We start from the raw sequence: 16,801 nt of genomic DNA, 5'->3' as shown, positions 1-16,801 counted from the left end.
GTGCCCGGCACCCCCGGAAGGGGGGGCCGGGCACCGGGGCGTCACGCCTTCGCTTCGCTCCAGGAGAAGCTGCCGCCCTCGCTGAACTCGACGCCCTCCTCGGGGAACTCCTCCGGGAACTCCCCGGAGAACTTCTCGGAGAACTCCTCGGCGAACTCCTCCGGGGACTGCTCGTCCCCGGCGGGGACGCCCGCCTCCTCCAGGAGGGACCTCCCGGCCCCCGCGACACGGGCGGCCATCAGCTCCTCGACGGTGACGGCGTGGGCCCCGGCGGGCGCCGTGACCTTCCCGCCCTCACCGAAGGCCAGCTCCAGGCCGAACGTCGTGACCGCGGGCTTCCTCGTCAGCTTCGCGAGGTCGACGGAGACCTTCTCCAGCGCACCGTTCCTCAGGGAGAAGTCGGCGGTGACCTTCTCGGCGGGCAGTTCCTTGAGCTCCTTGGCCGTGGGCAGCGCACCGGGCTGCCGCAGCTTCCCCGAGAGCGGGCGCACCTCCTCGACCAGGCCGGTCACCAGGGCCCGGAGGGAGGCCGTGGCCTTGACGGTCTCGGCGCCGTCCGTGCCCCGCGCGGTCGTGAACCGGACCTCGCGGGAGATGACGCCCGCCAGCAGCCCGGCGTACTTCCGCTGCTCCTTCACGCCGAGCCGCTCGCGCTCGCCGCCGCCCCTCCCCTGCCGGAAGTCCTTGACGGGGAACTTCAGCCACTCGCCCTTCAGGGCCTTCCCGAGGGCTCCGGCCTCCCGGGGCAGGCCGGCCGGGTCCGGGAGGGGGAAGCCCGCCAGCTTCGCGTACGCCTCGGCGTCGGCACGGACATAGACGTGCTCGTCGACGAGCCGGTACTCGGCCAGCTCGCTCCGGGCGTCGGCGACCTTCACGGCGATGCCCTTGAGGTCCTTCTCACCGGAGTCCTTGAGCGGCTTCGCGGACTCCACGGAGACAGTGACCCGGGCCTCGCTCAGCAGCTCGGCGAACGGCCGGGACAGCTCGTCGCCGGGCTCCGCGCCGGAGTCCAGGGCCCGCAGGGTCGCCGCGTCGGCGTTCAGGCCGATCTCGAAGGAGAGGGACTTCTCCTCCCCGAGCCTGCCGAAGGCCCGGTCGATCTTCTGGGCCGCGGACAGGTTCTCCACCGTGCCGCAGGCGGCGGAACCCGTCACGGTCAGAGTGACGACGGCGGTGGCGGTCAGCGTCTTGCGCAGGGCGGACATGACGTTCTCCTCATGAGCACGACCACGAACGTGATCACGGGGAAGACCGCCGACGGCCGCCGATGGTTGCACGCCCCGGCCGATTTTCGCTGGCTGTGCTCCTCGCCCCCCTCCTTCTGTTCTCTTCTGTGTTCTCCGCCCCCTCCTTCAGGCGGACCGTTCGGTGAGGGAGTCGGCGAGGTCGCGCAGGACGGCCGCCACGGCGGGCGGGAACGGCGCGGTGCACAGGGCGTGCAGGGCCTGGGCGCGGCGGGCCCGGATCATGTGCTCGACCCCGGCGCGGGCGCCGGTGCCGGTGAGGAGGGCGCGGACCCGGGCGGCGCCGCGCTCGTCCAGCTCGGAATCGCCGACGAGCCGGAGCAGTTCGGCCCGCTGCCCGGGGTCGCCCTGGTCGAGGGCGAGGGCCACCAGGGCGGTGTGCTTGCCCTCGCGGAGGTCGTCGAGGCGGGACTTCCCGGTGGCGCGCGGGTCGCCGAAGACACCGAGGAGGTCGTCGCGGAGCTGGAACGCCTCCCCCAGCGGCAGGGCGTAGGCCGTACAGGCGTCGAGGACCGCCTCGGGGCCCCCGGCGAGGGCGGCACCCGCGTGCAGGGGGCGTTCGCACGTGTAGGTGGCGGTCTTGTAACGGGCGACCCTGAGCGGGCCCCGGACATCGGCCGTGGGCTCTCCGGTGGCGAGCAGATCGAGGTACTGCCCGTACATGACCTCGGTCCGCATGGCGTGGACGACCGGGAGCAGGGCGGAGAACTGCCGGGGGGTCAGCGGGGCGGTGTGGAGGAGTTCGCAGGACCAGACGCAGGCGAGGTCGCCGAGGAGGATCGCGGAGCCCACGCCGAGGCGTTCCGCCGTCGCGTGGTCGCGGGTGCTCCGGTACCGGTCGGCGAGGGCGCGGTGGACGGCCGGGCGGCCCCGGCGGGTGGCGCTGCGGTCCATGAGGTCGTCGTGGACGAGGGCGAAGGCGTGGAACAGCTCCAGGGCGGCGCCCACCCGGACCACGGCTGTCGGGTCGCCGGTGCCGCCCGCCGCGTACCAGCCGCAGGCGCAGAGCAGGGGACGCAGCCTCTTGCCGCCGCGCAGGACGAAGTCCCGCAGGGTGCCGATGACCTCCGGCGGCATGTCGTCGCGTTCCGCGTCACGCGCCTTGCCGTCCAGGAAGTCGTCCAGAGTCCGTTCGACGGCGGTCCGGATGCCCGGGAGGTCCGGGTCGGGGGCGCCGGAGGGAGCCAGGGAGCCGGGTTCGGCCATGGCGGACATCTCACTCCTCGGGGGCGGGTGAGCCGGGTGGGGGAAGTCCCGTCCCCCGGAGCGTCCTCGAACCCCGGGGTCTCGCCTGTCGCAGGGAACCTACAAGGCGGTGACCTGGGAGGAGAAGGCGACGTTCAGCCTGATACTTGTCATGAACAAGCCCTTCTCGGGCCCCGTGCGGAGCAGGGCCGTCCGGTACGGCCCGCGCCCGGCACCGCAGTTGCCGGGGACAGGGCCGGGGTGGATCGTCAGGGCGGGTGTCAGGGGGGTGGCGTCGGAGCTGACGGGGCGCATGGTGACAATGGGGTGCCCCTGACGAACCGCACGGGGCCGAGTGAGGAGAACGTGATGAACGCAGGTCAGGCACCCGGTACCCACATCGACACCAGCACACCGCACTCGGCACGGATGTGGAACTTCTGGCTGGGCGGCAAGGACAACTACCCCGTGGACCGGGAGCTGGGCGCACAGCTCGCGGAGTCCTACCCGCAGATCATCGACATCGCCCGGGCCTCACGGCGGTTCCAGGCGCGGGCGGTGCGCCATCTCGTCCTGGAGCGGGGCATACGGCAGTTCCTCGACCTGGGCACCGGGCTGCCGACCGCCAACTCCACGCACGAGGTCGCCCAGGAGGCGGCGGCGGACGCGCGGATCGTCTATGTCGACAACGACCCGATCGTGCTGGCCCACGCGCGGGCCCTGATGGTCAGCAGGCCCGAGGGCGCGACCAACTATGTGCACGCCGACCTGACGGACTCCGCCACCGTGCTGAAGGAGGCCACTGCGACCCTGGACCTGTCCCGTCCGGTGGCGCTGATGCTGCTGTCGACGCTGGGGCATGTCATCGACGACGGCGCGGCGCGGGACCTGCTCCGCTCCTACCTCGACGCCCTGCCCTCGGGGAGCTGCCTCATCCTGTGCGACACCATCGAGACCCCGGAGTCCCGCGCCGCGTCCGACGACTACGCGGAGGGCGGCGCGCTCCCCTATGTCTCGCGGCCCGCGGACACCGTGCGCTCGTTCACCGAGGGCCTGGAGCTGATCGAGCCGGGCTTCGGCTCGATCAGCCTGTGGCGGCCGGACGCGCCGCTCACCGGCGCGCCGGTCGACCAGTGGGGTTTTGTGGGCGTCAAGCCGTAGACCGCCCCCGCCCCACCGCCGGGCCGTTTCACGGATGTGTTCCGGTTGCTTTCCGGTGGCGGCCTCCCAGGGGCCCGCGCGGACCGGCTCCCGGCTCCACGATGGTGCCGGGAGCCGTCGCGGCAGCGGACCGCCGTCACCAGGGGGAAGCCGATGGACCGGAGGCCGGGAAACACCCTCGCCGCGGGCGCGCCGGGCGCACCGCGCCCCGGGGGTGCCGTGGCCGTGCTCGTACCGCCGGAGCTGCTGCACGAGGTCATGTGCGTACTGGCGGTCTCCTCCCGGGCCGGGCCCCGGGGCCCGGGCGGCCGGGCGGAGCTGGTGGAACGGATCAGCGCCTTCATCGATCGCCGTCTCGGCGATCCCGCGCTGGGTCCTGGCGGGATCGCGGCGCACCACCACATGTCGGTGCGGTCCCTGCATCTGCTCTTCCGGGGGCAGCCGGAGACCGTGAGCGCCATGATCCGCCGCCGTCGGCTGGAGCGCTGCCGGGCCGATCTGGCCGACCCCCGGCAGCGGTCCCGCACCATCACCGAGATCGCCGCCCGCTGGGGATTCCGGCACCCGGCGCAGTTCAGCCGGGCGTTCCGGGCCGCCTATGGGACGGCGCCCCGGGAACTGCGGCCGGGGCGCACGGCCGGTCGGCCCCCGGCGCGCTCGCCCGCCGTGCCGCCGACACCGTCACCGGAGCCTTCGCGGGATTCCCCGCCCGTGGTTCCGGGGCGTACGGGGGCTCAGATGCCCGCGGACGCCATCTCGATGATGGACCGGTAGTAGGCGGCGGTGGAGACCACGCAGGCACGGTAGGTGCGGTTGTCCTTGACCACCAGGAAGTAGTCCTTCAGGTTCTTCCAGTACTTCACCAGATAGCTCAGTCCGGGCATCCACGGCGCGGGCCTCGGGACCAGCGCGAACGCCTCGGAACACGTGAGGATGCGCTCGGTCGCCTCCGAGAGGACGTTCGCGACCTCCGCGTTCATGTTCCAGCCCGCCGCGAGCTGCGGGGTCCATATCGCCCCGGCGATCTCACGCAGCCGCTCCTGCTCCTCCGCGGTCGGCTCGGCCTGGAGGGGCTGGACGGCGGCGGGCGCCCCGGGACGGTGCTGGGCGGCCTGGGCCGTGCTCACCGTGCCGACCGTGAGCAGGGCTCCGGCGGCGACGAGGGCGATGGCCGGAACAAGTGCGGTACGGCGTGCGCGTCCGGTGCGGCGTGCGGTCATGACGTTCCCCTCCCTGTGTCCCGCCCGGTTGGCGGGAACCCGACAAGCGATGCGCGACCTGACGCTGACATGCCGATTCCGTCCCGTCAACGGTGCCCCTGCCGCGGCCTGTTCGGCCCTGTCGGCGTCCCGCGCGCCGCCGTGCCCCGCCGGGGGTGCGCGGCGGGTGGTCGAAGCCGGGGGCCGGAATCGTTCGCGGGCGCACACCGGAAGGGGCGGCTCCGGGCGCGGTGGTCCCCCCTCGGGAGCACCCGCGCGGCTCCATGAGGCATCCCCCCATCGTGCGCATATCTCGCTGATCACCTGGGAGCGACGAGAACGCCAGGGTGGGGAGGAAAGCCATCCCGCGGTGAGGAAGCGGACGGACCGTCATACGGAACGGGTGGTTCGGCGAGGCCGCGCCGACGCGGGGCGGGGCCCCGGGCACCGCGCGCGGGGCGGTGGCGGCAGCACCGGGGAAACGGGCTCCCGGCGGGCCGCCCCGGGCTCCGTACGGGCCGCGCGCGGGTGGCGGGGAGCCGGCGGGCGAGACGCCCGAGGAGCGGCGGACGGGGCCACGGACAGGCGGTGGACGGGCAGCGCAAGCCCGTGGACGATCGACGGACGGGCAGCGCGAGGGGCAGTGGACGGGCGGCCGAAGAGCGGCGGACGGACAGCGGATGGCGCCCGGATGTCGTCCGGATGGCGGACCGGGTGCGGCGGGCCCCGTCCGGCGTCCGTAGACTCAGTCGGCCGCTTCCGGCACACGGACGCGGTGCGGGACCCAGACGTTCAGTCAGAAATCAGTCAGATATTCAGCCAGGGAAAGGACGGGTTGGCCGTGCAGGAGGCGCCGATCTACGACCGGCTCGTCGCGGAGCTGGGCGATATCCCCACCGAGGTCCGCCGGGAGGCGGAACGCACACTGCGGGATCTCGACCGCATCATCCGCCCGGGAGGCCCCCAGGGGCCGGTGGTGCGCCCGTACACCCCGGGCACCCTGCCGGCGACCCGCTGACGGCCGGTCCGCCGACGATCCGTCCGACGGCCCCGGGCGCGTGCGCGCGTCCGGGGCCGCCGTGCGCGCGGGGCCCGTTCAGCGGTAGGCGCCCCGGCAGGCGCTGGTGACGGCCGGGGCGGCGATGCCGTCGGAGACGTCGCACAGGACCCGCATGTCGTAGGTGACGGACGGGGACGCGGACGGCTTGGGCCGGATGCGGGGGTTCGGCCGCGCGGGCGCGGCGGGCTGCCGGGCGGGCAGGTCGGACGCGAGGTGCGGGATCCCGGCCACGGGCGGCTCGGGCTCGCGCCGGGGCGGCGGGCCGCCGCCGGTGGTGGTCCGGGGCGCGGGGAGGTCCGGCGCGACGGCCGGCGGAGCCGGTGTCCCGGGCGCGGGCGACGCCGTGCGCCGGGGCTGCTCCGCCGGCTCCGGAAGGTCGGACCGGTGCCCCGCCGGAACCGGTCGCGGAGCCTCCGGCCCCGCCGCAGGCGCGGGCTTCACCGACACACACCCGGTGAGACCGAGCACGGCGGTGGCGAGGAGGGCGGGAAGAGTGTTCCGATGGCGCATTCGCCCACCGTCCCGCGCACACGGGGCGGGCGCCCTCTGCACACACCGAGGGTCACCGACACGGGTGATAACGCCGATTGGCTACGTTCAGTTCGTGTGACAGCGTCCGTTCGACAGACCCCGTGCGGTCGGCGTCCCCGCTGCGGTGTTTCCCTGACGTGTTCCCATGGCGAGTTCCCATGGCGAGTTCCCATGGCGGCGGCCGGACGGGCCGGCCCTCCCCCGGGAGGAAGGGGCGGTCCGCCGTGCCGCCCGGCCGCCGTGGACGACCGGGCGGGCCCGGGTCAGCCGGTCAGCCGGTCAGCCGGTCACGATGGAGACCCCGAGCACCCGGGCGACCTCGGTCCAGGGCTCGGCGTATCCGGTGGTGCTGCTGCCCGCGATGACATGGCCCCGGATGTACGAGCCGGAGCTGTTCTTCGCGTAGAAGGTGCCCCCGGAGTCGCCCGGCTGCGAGATGGTGCCGCCGGTGTAGACGATGACGGGGCTCTTACAGCCGGTCTGGGTGCACACCTGGCCGGTGATGCTGGTGGCGGTGTGGCCGCAGTTCTCACCGGTGGTCCGGCCGCTGTGGCAGTAGTCGTTGTAGCCGACGGACGCCGATCCGGCGGAGACCACGGGGATGCTGGTGCTGCTGTCGACGCCGCCGGTGAAGGTGCGGCCCGCGTAGGACTGGCCGCCGATCAGCTCCACGTCGATCGCGTCACCGGTGACGGGGGGCAGATGCCGGTTGGAGACGGTGCCGTAGGTGTAGCGGCCCGACTCGGTGGTGACGGTGGTGCCGTTGGCCCAGCAGTGTCCGGCGGTGCTCATGAACGAGGTGCCCGCCGCGTTGGTGACGGCGTAGCCGGAGGAACAGAGGAAACCGGCCGCCGCGAGGCCGCCGCCGCCGTAGAAGGGCGGGGAGTCGTCCCGTCGGCCGAAGTTGTCGGACGGCGCCTCGCCGACCAGCCGGATCGCCTCGACGGCGGCGCTCTCGGCGGCGGACGCGCCGGGCAGCGCGGTCAGTTCGGCGACGACATGCTCGGGCGCGTCGGTCTGGAGGACGATCTGCCCGCTGGTGCCGTCGACGTAGCTGCCGAAGCCGTACTGGGTGCCGTGGGCCTCGACATAGGCGGCGATTCTGCGCTGGATCATGTCCAGGGCCCCGGCGGCCCCGGGTGCGGCGAGAGCCGCCGGGGCCGCCGCGTCGGGTGCCGGGCCCGGGCTTCTGGTGGTGCTCGCCCCGAGCGGTTCACGGGACTTCTCCCCTCCTGTCGCCTGGGCCTGGGACATGCCCAGGGTGGTGAGGGTCAGAGCGGCGGCGGCGAGAGCGCCGATCAAGGTCCTTTTTGCTTTGCGCATGACAATCCTCTCGGATGGCGCCCGGGGTGGACCCCGGGCGGCCGTGAACTGACGCGCCGACAGCGGCCCCCTCCGCACCGGAAGAAACGCCGGGAGAAACGCCGGACCGCGCCGGAAACACCGGACGGCACCCGGGAGCGCCGGAGACCCCGAAACTCGCGCACCGGACGGAAGGGACGACAGAGACATTCTTGACAGTCGCCCAGAAGCCACGGAAGGCGCGAAGGCCCCATAAGGGCGTCAATAGCAGCACTCGGGGAGCGCCCGCCGCCCGTACGAGCCGGGGTCACACGCCCCCGACGCCGGGGGAACACAGGACCCGAGGACCGAACGGGTACTCGACAGCGGGCCCAACCCTCTCCTGGCCTCCTCGGTCCTGCGGAGGGAGCGGAGCGGGACGGCTGCATCTTTCGGAGGAGCGGACTCTCGTCCGCGGTCATGACGAGACCGCGGAAGGCCACCGGGACCATGGGGACGTGACCCGGACCCTGGCTTCCTCCCCCACCGCCGCCGACCCCGCCCCGACCCGGCTGCCCCTGCTGGACGTCCTGCGCGGAGCGGCGATCCTCGGCACCCTCCTGACCAATGTATGGATCTTCACCAGCCCCGGAGCCGAGTGGGGCGTCCTGATCGGCGACACCGTCGCGCCCTCCTTCGCCTCCTTCCCCGACACGGTCGGCAGCGTTCTGCGACTGCTCGCCAACGGCAAGTTCCTCGCCCTGCTGACCCTCCTGTTCGGCGTCGGCCTCGCCATCCAGCACGCCTCCGCCGCCCGGCGCGGCCTCCCCTGGCCCGGCCGCTACCCCCGGCGGGCCCTGTTCCTCCTCGGCGAAGGAGTCGTCCACTTCGTCCTCGTCTTCGCCTGGGACGTCCTGATGGGATACGCGGTCACCGCACTGCTCGTGGCCTGGCTCCTGACCCGTTCCCGGCGGGCCCGGAACCGGGTCATGTGGTGGGCCCTGGGCGTGCACCTGACCCTGATGGCGCTGCTGACCACCGCGCTCGTGGCCGCCGGTGACCAGGGCGGCGACACCCCCTCCCGCGCGGTGCGGGACCTCTACGCGCACGGGAGCTGGGGCGAGCAGATCGTCTTCCGGCTGGAGAACGCCCTCGCCCTGCGGCTGGAGCCGATCCTCACCTTCGCCCTCCTCGTCTTCCTCTTCCTGCTGGGCGTACGGCTGTTCCGCGCGGGCGCGTTCGGCCAGGACGCGACCGGACGGCGGATACGGACCCGGCTGCTGCGGTGGGGGCTCGGCCTCGGCCTGCCGATCAGCGTCGCCGCCTCGCTCGTCGGCAGCGAGCTGTTCCTGCTGGACCGGTATGTCGGCGGGCCGCTGACCGCCCTCGGCTATATCGGGCTGACCGGTGTGCTCCTCGACCGGATCGGGGGAACGGGACCGCTGACCCGCGGCCTCGCGAACGTCGGCAGGGCCGCGCTGTCCGGCTATGTCCTCCAGAACGTGCTGTGCGTGCTCGTCGCCTACGGCTTCGGGCTCGGCCTCACCCACCGGCTCGGCGACCGGTGGCAGCCCTGGTGGGTGATCGGTCTGTGGGCCGCGGTGTGCGCGGTGCTGATGGCGGGCGCGAGCTGGTGGCTGCGGCGCTTCGGCCACGGCCCGCTGGAGTCGGTGCAGCGCTGGGCGCTGCGCCGCTGAGCCCCGCCCCGTCCGCCCGGTCCCCGGGCCCCGGACGTGCCCGGGGCTCAGCTCCCGCCGACGGTGTCCCGGTGGCGGTCCGCCGAACGGCCGTCCCGGGAGGACGGGAACCGCCGGGGGCCGTCGGCCCCGGAACGCGGGGAGACGGGCATCTCCGCCAGCCGCTCCTGGAGCCGGGCGTGGCGGAACTGGTAGACCGCACCGGCCTGGCGCAGCACCCCGCGCTCATGGGCGTCGGCCAGGAAGGCCATGAGCCGCCACGGCAGCTTCCCGGTCAGCGCCAGCCATGCCCGCATCGTCGTGAACCGCCCCCAGGCCGTGACATACAGACAGATGGGACCGGCGGGCAGGGCCACCGCGAAGGCGATCTCCGGGTCGAAGAAGCCGAAGACCAGGGGGATGTGCCCCGACTCGATCCGGCCGTGGTTCCACAGGTGCCAGACGAGGAACGCCACGGCGAGTATGGCGACGACCAGACTGCGGATCAGGGCCGCCCTGCGGTCGCCGTGGAGACTGCCCAGGGGACCGGCGGCACGGGTGACGTCCGCCGGGGCGGAGAGCCAGCGGCGGATGCCCGCGGCCAGTCCGACCGTCAGTCCGACCGTCAGATCCCCGAGGATGGCGTTGCGCAGGGAGTCGGCGGCGAGCACCCGGCGCGGCGCGCGCTCCTGCCAGTCGCGTACGGGGGTCCCCTCGGCGAAGCGCACGGGCACCGGGGTGAGCGCGGGGTCGCTCGCGCGGGGCCGGTCCTCCCCCGCCACCGCGGGCAGCGCCAGATACCACTCGACCACCGGCGACTCGGTGCCGCCGCTCCCCGGCATCCGGACCATCCGGTCGGTGCTGAACGCCTGTGTCTCCAGCAGCAGCCGCACATGGGCGACATAGCGGGTGCACCGGTCGGACGGGACCCCGGGGCAGTCCACGGCCCGGGTCTCCAGCCGCTGTTCCCAGTCGGCGACCCGGCCCTCCAGCACGGTCCCGTCCCACAGCCGCGCCCTGCCGTCCGCGTCCTTGAGCAGGGCGCCCTCGACGGGGCGGGGGAACTCGACATAGCGGGTGCCGTCCGGCTGCCGTCCGTAGCGCCAGCCGTCCGCCATCTCCGTGTAGCGGGAGCCGTCGGCGTCGATGTGCTGGGTGCCGCCGCCGGGCAGACCGTGGTGGGCGGAGGCCCGGGCGACCGCGACCGCCGCCTGGGCCGTACCGAAGACGGTGCCGGAGGCCAGCCCCGCGGCGATGCCGACGCCGAGCGCCATGGGACCGATCCGCACGAGCCGCCGCACCTGCACGGAGACGGCGCGGTACGGGCCGCGGAAGGCCGGGGAGAGGGTGGCGGGGCTGTTCGAGATGCCCATGCCGCGGGCCAGGATGGCGCTGGAGGCCCCCAGCAGGGCCAGGTGCAGCACCAGGTTCGCGGGGTGCGGACTGCCGTTCCAGTAACCGGGGTCCCCCGCCTCGTGGGTGAGGGGTCTGAGGAATCCGCTGAACGCGCCGAGCGCGGCGAGCGTCGCACAGCACACCAGGGCCCGGACGGCCAGCCGGCCGGGGCTGCTCGCGGCCCCCGGGGCCACCACATAGCTCAGCAGCCGGTGGACCAGGCCCATGGCGGTGAGGAAGGCCGCCGCCTCCAGCCAGATCAGCCGTCCGTCGACACCCGGGCTGACCTGCCAGGAGACCAGCAGCGCGACCAGCAGGGTCGGCAGGGCGCGGGCCGCCCGGTCCAGCCCCAGCCGCGATCCGGACGGCAGGTCCCACCAGGCGAGGTCGCGGGTGCCGCGGCGCTGGAGATGGCGGGCGACGAAGGCGAGCCGGGCGACGGCGCCGCGGTCGTCGGCCCCGTAGGCGGCGGGCACGAAGGCGTCGAGCAGATGCTGCTCCAGCTCGGCCCGGTCGGCGTAGCGCGGCGCGAGCAGGGCCCGGGGGTCGGCGGCGGTGTCGCTGTAGACGGCGCGGGCCAGACCGGCCATCAGCGGGCTGCCGAGCACGGTGCGCAGGGTGCGGCAGACGGGGTCGTCGGGGGTGGTCTCCACCTGGCGCAGCACGGGGGTCCAGCGGGTCTCGTCGGCGGACCCGGGGCGCAGCCGGGCGGTGCGGCTGAGATGGGTGCCGACCGTCTCCCAGGAGAGCGGGCGGAGTTCGACGACGGCGGCGGAGGTCAGGACGTCGGCGGCTTCCACGACGGCGGCCCAGTCGCGGGCCCGGCAGGTGAGCACCACGGGGCGGTGGTGGTCGAGCGAGCGGTTCAGGGTGAGGACGGCCTGGTGGGACAGGGGTGCGGGCAGCTCGTCGAGCCCGTCGAGCAGGGGCAGCACCATGCCCTGGTCGACGAGGGCGCGGGCGCGGGTGACACCCGAGCCGTCGCGGGTGGCGGTGGCCGGGTATCCGGCGATGAGCCGTTCCTCCAGCCAGTCGTCGAAGCGCTGGGTCTCCGGGTTCCAGCCGGCGAGTTCGACGATCACGGGCACCGGGTCGTCGGGGGCGCGCACCGCGAGCAGGTCGAGGGCGAGCTGGAGCAGCAGCACCGTCTTGCCCGCGCCCGGTTCGCCGAGGACGACCAGCCGTCCGGAGGGCAGCCGGGTGTACATCGCGGCGACCTCGTCCAGATGGCCCGTCAGGATCTCCGCGCGGTCGGGCAGACGGGGCTCCGGGCCGGTGTCGGGCGCGATGTTGACCCAGTGGTCGGAGAGGTGCGGTTCGGACGGGCTCCAGCGCAGCGGCAGCGGCTCGGGGTCCTGGAGTCTGCGGGACCTGGCCTCCTCCTGCCACTGCTCGGTGACGGCGGCGGCCAGTCCGGCGGCGGCGGGACGGACGTTCTCGGGGCTCTCCCGGGCGGTCCGGGCGGCACGGGTGCCGCGCACCACCTCGACCCCGAGGCCCGCCAGCGAGGTCAACAGGGCGAGGACGGAGGCGACTTGGTTGCCGAACTCCAGGCTGCGGACGCCCACCAGGGTGCCGAAGACCCCTCCGGTGACCACCACCGCTCCGGTCCACCACCAGCGCCGCCGGTTCACTGTCACGCCCCGCCCTTCGCGCACGGTCCCAGCGGAGCGGGCGCCGTGGCGCGCTCTCCGTCTGCTGCCATCCGGTCCAACGACAGGTGGGGGGTGGCGTCACGTGTCAGCGGTCTCCCCCGGCGCGCATCGGTGCGGTGAGCGCCGGGGGAGGTCAGCCGGTTCGCCGGGGCGCGCCCCCGGCGGTGTTCACCCGGAGGTGTGGCCTCCGGGGTGGGCGGGGTCCGCGGTGCCGGAGCGGGCCGCGGTGCCCGTGCACCAGGTGTCGACCGCGACCGCGAGACAGGCGGCGATCAGGACGACGTTCTTGATGATGTACTGCCCTTCCAGGGTGGGGGTGGCGGTCCGGTCGTCCCACATCTCCGCGGGCAGTACGAAGAGCGCGGAGAAGACTCCCGCCATGTGCAGGAAGAAGGCGACCAGGACCAGGCGGAGCAGTATCCCGGTGACCAGTCCGAGTCCGATCGCGGTCTCGAACAGGGCGAGCATCGGCCGGGAGACGTCCGCGGGGACGAGGCCGAAGGTGAGCGCGTTCATCGTGCGGGTGGCGACGTCCTCGGCGGGGCTGGCGCCGGGGACGAACTTCATCAGGCCGAACCAGAGGAAGACCAGTCCGACGGAGACGCGGAGCACGGTGGTGCTGTGGGGCCGGTAGCGGCCGAGGGCGGTGGTGAGGGCGCGCCTGCTCCGCACGGGCAGGCCGGGCTGAGGGAGTCGGGTGGGCCGGGTGGCCGTCGCCGCAGAGGTGCCGCCGATGGGTCCAGTCATCGTCAGTCCTTTCTGACCAGGTGCCGTCCGGTGGGCGCGGCGGGGCGGCCCCGGAGCGGGGGTCGCGGGGCGGGCCGCCGGGGCGGGCACGGGGTCCGCCGTGCGCGCCGGTGCCTTTCGGAGTGCGCGGTCGCACGGCTGTCGTGCGGCGTCGGATGCCGCCCGCCCGTGGGTGGGGGCGGGCGCGTGCCGCCGTGCCGGGGAACGCACCTGGTGTGGGGAGTGGGGCCAGCGCGTGGGGGCGTTGGCCGTGGGGGGTGGAGAGGGGCCGGTCCGCCCACGGCCGGTGCGCCCTGGGTGCTTGTCCGGAGTCCAGGTCCGGGCAAGGTGGCCCCTCCGTGACGGTGGGGGGTGGGGTTCGCCGCCGGGACCTGGCCGGTCCGGTGGTGGTCCCCGTGCTGGGCCGCCGTGGCGGCCGTCGGTGCCCGCGGTCCCGGCCCTCGGGCCCGCCGGCGGTGTCGGTTCTCCTGCGTCCTTTCTCACCCGCGCGTCGTCGGTGGCCGCCCTCCGCCGTCCCGTGCTCCGTGACGGGGCCGTGGGCCGCGGGGGCCCGGGGCCCTCTTCGGGGCACGGCTCCGCGCGGGAGGAGCCGCCTCGGCGGTGGTGGAGGATGGATGTGTGGCGAAGTGGTGAACAGTGGTGAACTCGGCACCACGGTATAAGGTCTCGACCACTCCGTAAAGGTCTGGACCAATATGCACATGCATGCCGCATGAATCTCGCGCGGGTGCCGCCGCCGGGGACACCGGGCAGGCGGGCGGGCCGAGTTGGGCCCGATGTCCCGGCGGCCCGGCGCGCGGAACGGCAGCGCGGAACGGCGGCACGCGTACGGCGCCCCGGCCCGGCGCACGGGACGGCGGCACGACACGGCGACGCGACGGCACCGCAGCGCGGCGCGGCACGGCACTGCGACGCGGCGCAGCGACGGCACCGGGCACGCGTACGGCGGACGGGCACGTGTACGTGTACGTGTACGTGTACGGCGGTACGGGCCCGTGCAGCACTGCGGCACGCGCACGACGGCATGCGCACGCGTACGGCACGGCGGCACGGGGCGGCACGGGCGCGGCGCCCCGGCACGGCACCCCCGCCGGGGAAACGCGCCCGCGGACCATCGCATTCGGCCGTACCCCGCGGTACGTCCCCGAGGAAAAATCCGGGGGCCCGGAACGGGGCCCGTACGGCCCGCCGCGCGGGCCGCGCAGGAGTCCGCGCGGCGGCCCCCGCCCGCCCCGCACACCCCCGGCCCCTCCCCAGGTCCGGGGCCCGCGCCGCCGGGCGGTCCCGCACCGGGCCCCGCTACGGGCCCCGACGGCGCCCCGGCCGCGCGCTCCCCGATCCGCCGTTTCCCCCGGGAGGGAAGTGACGGACGGGGTGAAGACCGGAGCGCACTGATCCGGACAGGGTCCCGTATGGCGTGAACGGCGGGCGAAGGCCGCGCCGTGCCACCGGTCAACCGCTCACCCGTCCCCCCGGGATTCCCCCTCCCGGAGCTCCCCGGAGCGCGATCCGACAAGGAGAAGATCAGCAGATGCGCAGCAGCCGCAGACCTCTCGCCCTGCTCGCCGGCGCGGCCGTCCTCACCGGGCTGATGATCGGCACGTCCCCCGGCGCCTCGGCGGAGTCCGGCGACTCCCGTTCCACCGCCGCGGCGGACCCGACGTACTACGTCTCCCTGGGCGACTCGCTGGCCAGCGGCTTCCAGCCGGATGTCCAGCGGGACACCAATCTGGGCTACACCGACAAGCTCTTCGCACAGCTCAAGCAGACGGACCCGAATCTGCGCCACATCAAGCTGGGCTGCTCCAGCGAGACCAGCGCCACCTTCATCAACGGCGGCTTCTGCACCTACAAGGACAGCGCCAACAAGACGGTCGGCCAACTGGCGAAGGCCGTGGACTTCCTGACGGTCAACGCCGCCCGGGTGAAGTTCGTCAGCCTGAACATCGGCGGCAACGACCTCCGGGCCTGCTTCGTCAACGGCGCCGTCGACCAGGCGTGCACCCTGCGGACGCTCAAGGCCCTCGACACCAACGTCGGCCGGATCACCGCCGCCGTGAACGGCGCCTCCAGCGCGACGACCAACCTCGCCGCCGCCAACACGTACAACCCGTTCCTGGTGAGCTTCCTGAGCGGCGCCCAGGGGCAGAAGACGGCGTTCGAGACGGCCGGTGCCCAGCAGGCGTTCAACGAGATCCTGGCCCGGCACTTCAAGGCCAACCACTTCACGCTCGCGGACTTCTCGACGGCCTTCCAGTCCTTCGCGTTCACCCCGGAGGCCGACCTCCCGGGTGGGGGCAAGGCCCCGGCCAACCTGGTCAAGCTCTGTCAGGAGACGTTCGCCTGCGGCCCGCTGCGGGACATCCACCCGACCCCGTCCGGGCACCAGCTCCTCGCGGACACGATGCGCCCCGCTCTGTAGGACCCGGGTCCCGCGGGTCCGCCCGGTCTCCCTTCCGTCCGACCGTGCGGACCTCTTCGGACCCTCCCCGGCCCCGGGAATGGCGGCCCGGGGCACGGCCACCGCTCACCCGGGCATGTGAGCGGTGGCCGGCTCATGTCCGGCCTCCCCCGGGCCGGTCCGGCCGCCGACCGGGCGTGGAGCCGGTCCGGGGCCGTCCGGGGCCCGTGGCGGGGCCGTCCGGGGGCCCGGTGCCGGGCCGGTCAGACGCGGTGGCCCCGCACCCCCGAGAGCAGACCGCCCCAGGAGGTGTGGCCGGAGAAGACGTCCCGCTCCCAGGTGTGGCCGAGGATCCGGAAGCCCCGGCAGCCGCCGGGGAAGGGGATCGCCAGCTCCAGGATGTGCGGACGGCGTCCGTCCGGTGCGCCGAAGGCGGGCAGCGGACCCTGGTCGTCCCCGGGGGTGTACTCGGCCGAGAAGGGCCGCACGGAGGCGATGTCGAGCCGTCCGCAGCGGCCGTCGTGGTAGATCAGCCAGACCCCCTGCCAGTCGGCGGCGGTGAAGCCCTGCGCGGGCGGACCGGGACGGGCCACCCGGCTGAGGCTGAGCCCGAAGGGGGTGCCCCGCCAGTCGGTCCAGCCCGCGGCGCGGCCCGCGTCCCCGCCGCAGAGATACGCCTGGAACTCCTGGTCGGCGGTGTCGGCGACCCAGAAGCGCAGCCCGCGGCCGTGCTGCACGGTGAAGCCGTGGACGTCGTACCTGCGGCCCGCGCGGCGGTAGTCGCCCAGCCGGCCCCCGGCGGACGGCCCCGCGGCGGACGGCGCGCCGTCGGCCGCCGGGTCGATGACCAGCTCGCCGTGCCAGCCGTCGTGGTCCATCTGCCAGCGCCCGGCCCAGACCCCCTCCCCCCGGGGCGGCGCGGGTGGCTGCCCCGGCGGCCCGGCCGGTCCCGGGCGGGGCCCGGCGACGGGGAGCGGACGGCCCGGGCGGCCGTCGAACGGTACGGAACGATCCTGCACGGCGGTTCTCCCTCCGGTCCTGGGCCGCCGCCCGGTACGGGACGGCGGCGGACGCGTGGCGCACGGCGCCCGGCACCGGGAACGGCAACACCCCGGCGCCGGGCGGGATCGGGGCTCGACGGCTCCCCGACCCCAGGGCCTGTCCGACCGACCCTAGCCGCCGCGCCCGGCGGGCAAACGGTTCTCCCGTCTCACCGGAAAGCGTGGTTTACCGGCACCGGGTGAACCCGTGGTGTCCATCGGACGC

Annotated in this window: 14 protein-coding genes; 5 read left to right on the top strand and 9 right to left on the bottom strand. The window is 74.4% G+C overall.

Going from position 1 to position 16,801, the window contains the following annotated elements:
• Positions 1 to 41 precede the first annotated feature (41 nt).
• From CRV15_RS27840 to CRV15_RS27830, 3 genes are all read right to left on the bottom strand, one after another.
• Positions 42 to 1,205 (bottom strand): zinc-binding metallopeptidase family protein, encoded by a 1,164-nt coding sequence (locus CRV15_RS27840; protein WP_003959227.1) that lies wholly within the window; start codon positions 1,203 to 1,205, stop codon positions 42 to 44.
• Positions 1,206 to 1,352: 147 nt separating this feature from the next.
• Positions 1,353 to 2,459 carry a polyprenyl synthetase family protein gene (locus CRV15_RS27835; RefSeq protein WP_003959142.1) on the bottom strand — a complete coding sequence of 369 codons (1,107 nt, stop codon included), beginning with the start codon at positions 2,457 to 2,459 and terminating at the stop codon, positions 1,353 to 1,355.
• 90 nt (positions 2,460 to 2,549) lie between these two features.
• Positions 2,550 to 2,744 carry a hypothetical protein gene (locus CRV15_RS27830; protein ID WP_003959228.1) on the bottom strand — a complete coding sequence of 65 codons (195 nt, stop codon included), beginning with the start codon at positions 2,742 to 2,744 and terminating at the stop codon, positions 2,550 to 2,552.
• A 54-nt stretch (positions 2,745 to 2,798) separates the two neighbouring features.
• Between CRV15_RS27830 and CRV15_RS27825 the strand changes: the two genes are divergently transcribed.
• Both CRV15_RS27825 and CRV15_RS27820 read left to right on the top strand, forming a co-directional pair.
• Complete coding sequence (locus CRV15_RS27825; protein WP_003959229.1) at positions 2,799 to 3,590, top strand: SAM-dependent methyltransferase; 792 nt, start codon at positions 2,799 to 2,801, stop codon at positions 3,588 to 3,590.
• A 153-nt stretch (positions 3,591 to 3,743) separates the two neighbouring features.
• Entirely contained in the window at positions 3,744 to 4,364 is a 621-nt protein-coding gene (locus tag CRV15_RS27820; protein WP_003959230.1) for a helix-turn-helix domain-containing protein, read from the top strand.
• Here CRV15_RS27820 and CRV15_RS27815 read toward each other — a convergent pair.
• Complete coding sequence (locus CRV15_RS27815; protein WP_009995061.1) at positions 4,325 to 4,810, bottom strand: hypothetical protein; 486 nt, start codon at positions 4,808 to 4,810, stop codon at positions 4,325 to 4,327. The genes CRV15_RS27820 and CRV15_RS27815 overlap by 40 nt on opposite strands.
• Before the next feature lie 820 nt (positions 4,811 to 5,630).
• On the opposite strand from CRV15_RS27815, the gene CRV15_RS36065 reads away from it, so the two are divergent.
• The gene (locus tag CRV15_RS36065) at positions 5,631 to 5,807 is read left to right on the top strand and encodes a hypothetical protein (RefSeq protein WP_009995063.1); all 177 of its coding nucleotides are present in this window, start codon (positions 5,631 to 5,633) and stop codon (positions 5,805 to 5,807) included.
• A 78-nt stretch (positions 5,808 to 5,885) separates the two neighbouring features.
• On the opposite strand, the gene CRV15_RS27810 is transcribed toward CRV15_RS36065, so the two are convergent.
• Together CRV15_RS27810 and CRV15_RS27805 are read right to left on the bottom strand one after the other, a co-directional pair.
• On the bottom strand, positions 5,886 to 6,359 hold the full coding sequence (locus tag CRV15_RS27810) for a hypothetical protein (protein ID WP_003959232.1): 474 nt from the start codon (positions 6,357 to 6,359) through the stop codon (positions 5,886 to 5,888).
• Between the two features lie 300 nt (positions 6,360 to 6,659).
• A complete protein-coding gene (locus tag CRV15_RS27805; RefSeq protein WP_003959233.1) occupies positions 6,660 to 7,703 on the bottom strand; it encodes a chymotrypsin family serine protease in 1,044 nt (347 codons plus the stop codon).
• 476 nt (positions 7,704 to 8,179) lie between these two features.
• On the opposite strand from CRV15_RS27805, the gene CRV15_RS27800 reads away from it, so the two are divergent.
• Positions 8,180 to 9,358, top strand: a complete 1,179-nt coding sequence (locus CRV15_RS27800; RefSeq protein WP_003959235.1) for a DUF418 domain-containing protein — start codon at positions 8,180 to 8,182, stop codon at positions 9,356 to 9,358.
• 47 nt (positions 9,359 to 9,405) lie between these two features.
• Here CRV15_RS27800 and CRV15_RS27795 read toward each other — a convergent pair whose 3' ends face one another.
• Positions 9,406 to 12,372 carry an NACHT domain-containing protein gene (locus CRV15_RS27795; protein ID WP_129555072.1) on the bottom strand — a complete coding sequence of 989 codons (2,967 nt, stop codon included), beginning with the start codon at positions 12,370 to 12,372 and terminating at the stop codon, positions 9,406 to 9,408.
• A 183-nt stretch (positions 12,373 to 12,555) separates the two neighbouring features.
• Positions 12,556 to 13,134, bottom strand: coding sequence for a DoxX family protein (locus CRV15_RS27790; RefSeq protein ID WP_003959237.1), 579 nt, complete (start codon positions 13,132 to 13,134; stop codon positions 12,556 to 12,558).
• Positions 13,135 to 14,665: 1,531 nt separating this feature from the next.
• Between CRV15_RS27790 and CRV15_RS27785 the strand changes: the two genes are divergently transcribed.
• Complete coding sequence (locus CRV15_RS27785) at positions 14,666 to 15,556, top strand: SGNH/GDSL hydrolase family protein (protein ID WP_003959238.1); 891 nt, start codon at positions 14,666 to 14,668, stop codon at positions 15,554 to 15,556.
• A 242-nt stretch (positions 15,557 to 15,798) separates the two neighbouring features.
• On the opposite strand, the gene CRV15_RS27780 is transcribed toward CRV15_RS27785, so the two are convergent.
• Positions 15,799 to 16,554 carry a hypothetical protein gene (locus CRV15_RS27780; RefSeq protein WP_003959239.1) on the bottom strand — a complete coding sequence of 252 codons (756 nt, stop codon included), beginning with the start codon at positions 16,552 to 16,554 and terminating at the stop codon, positions 15,799 to 15,801.
• Positions 16,555 to 16,801: the final 247 nt, after the last annotated feature.

The organism is Streptomyces clavuligerus (assembly GCF_005519465.1).
Classification (GTDB): Bacteria; Actinomycetota; Actinomycetes; order Streptomycetales; family Streptomycetaceae; genus Streptomyces; species Streptomyces clavuligerus.
Note: the sequence above shows the minus strand (reverse complement) of the source record. Positions and strands in the feature narration are given on the sequence as shown.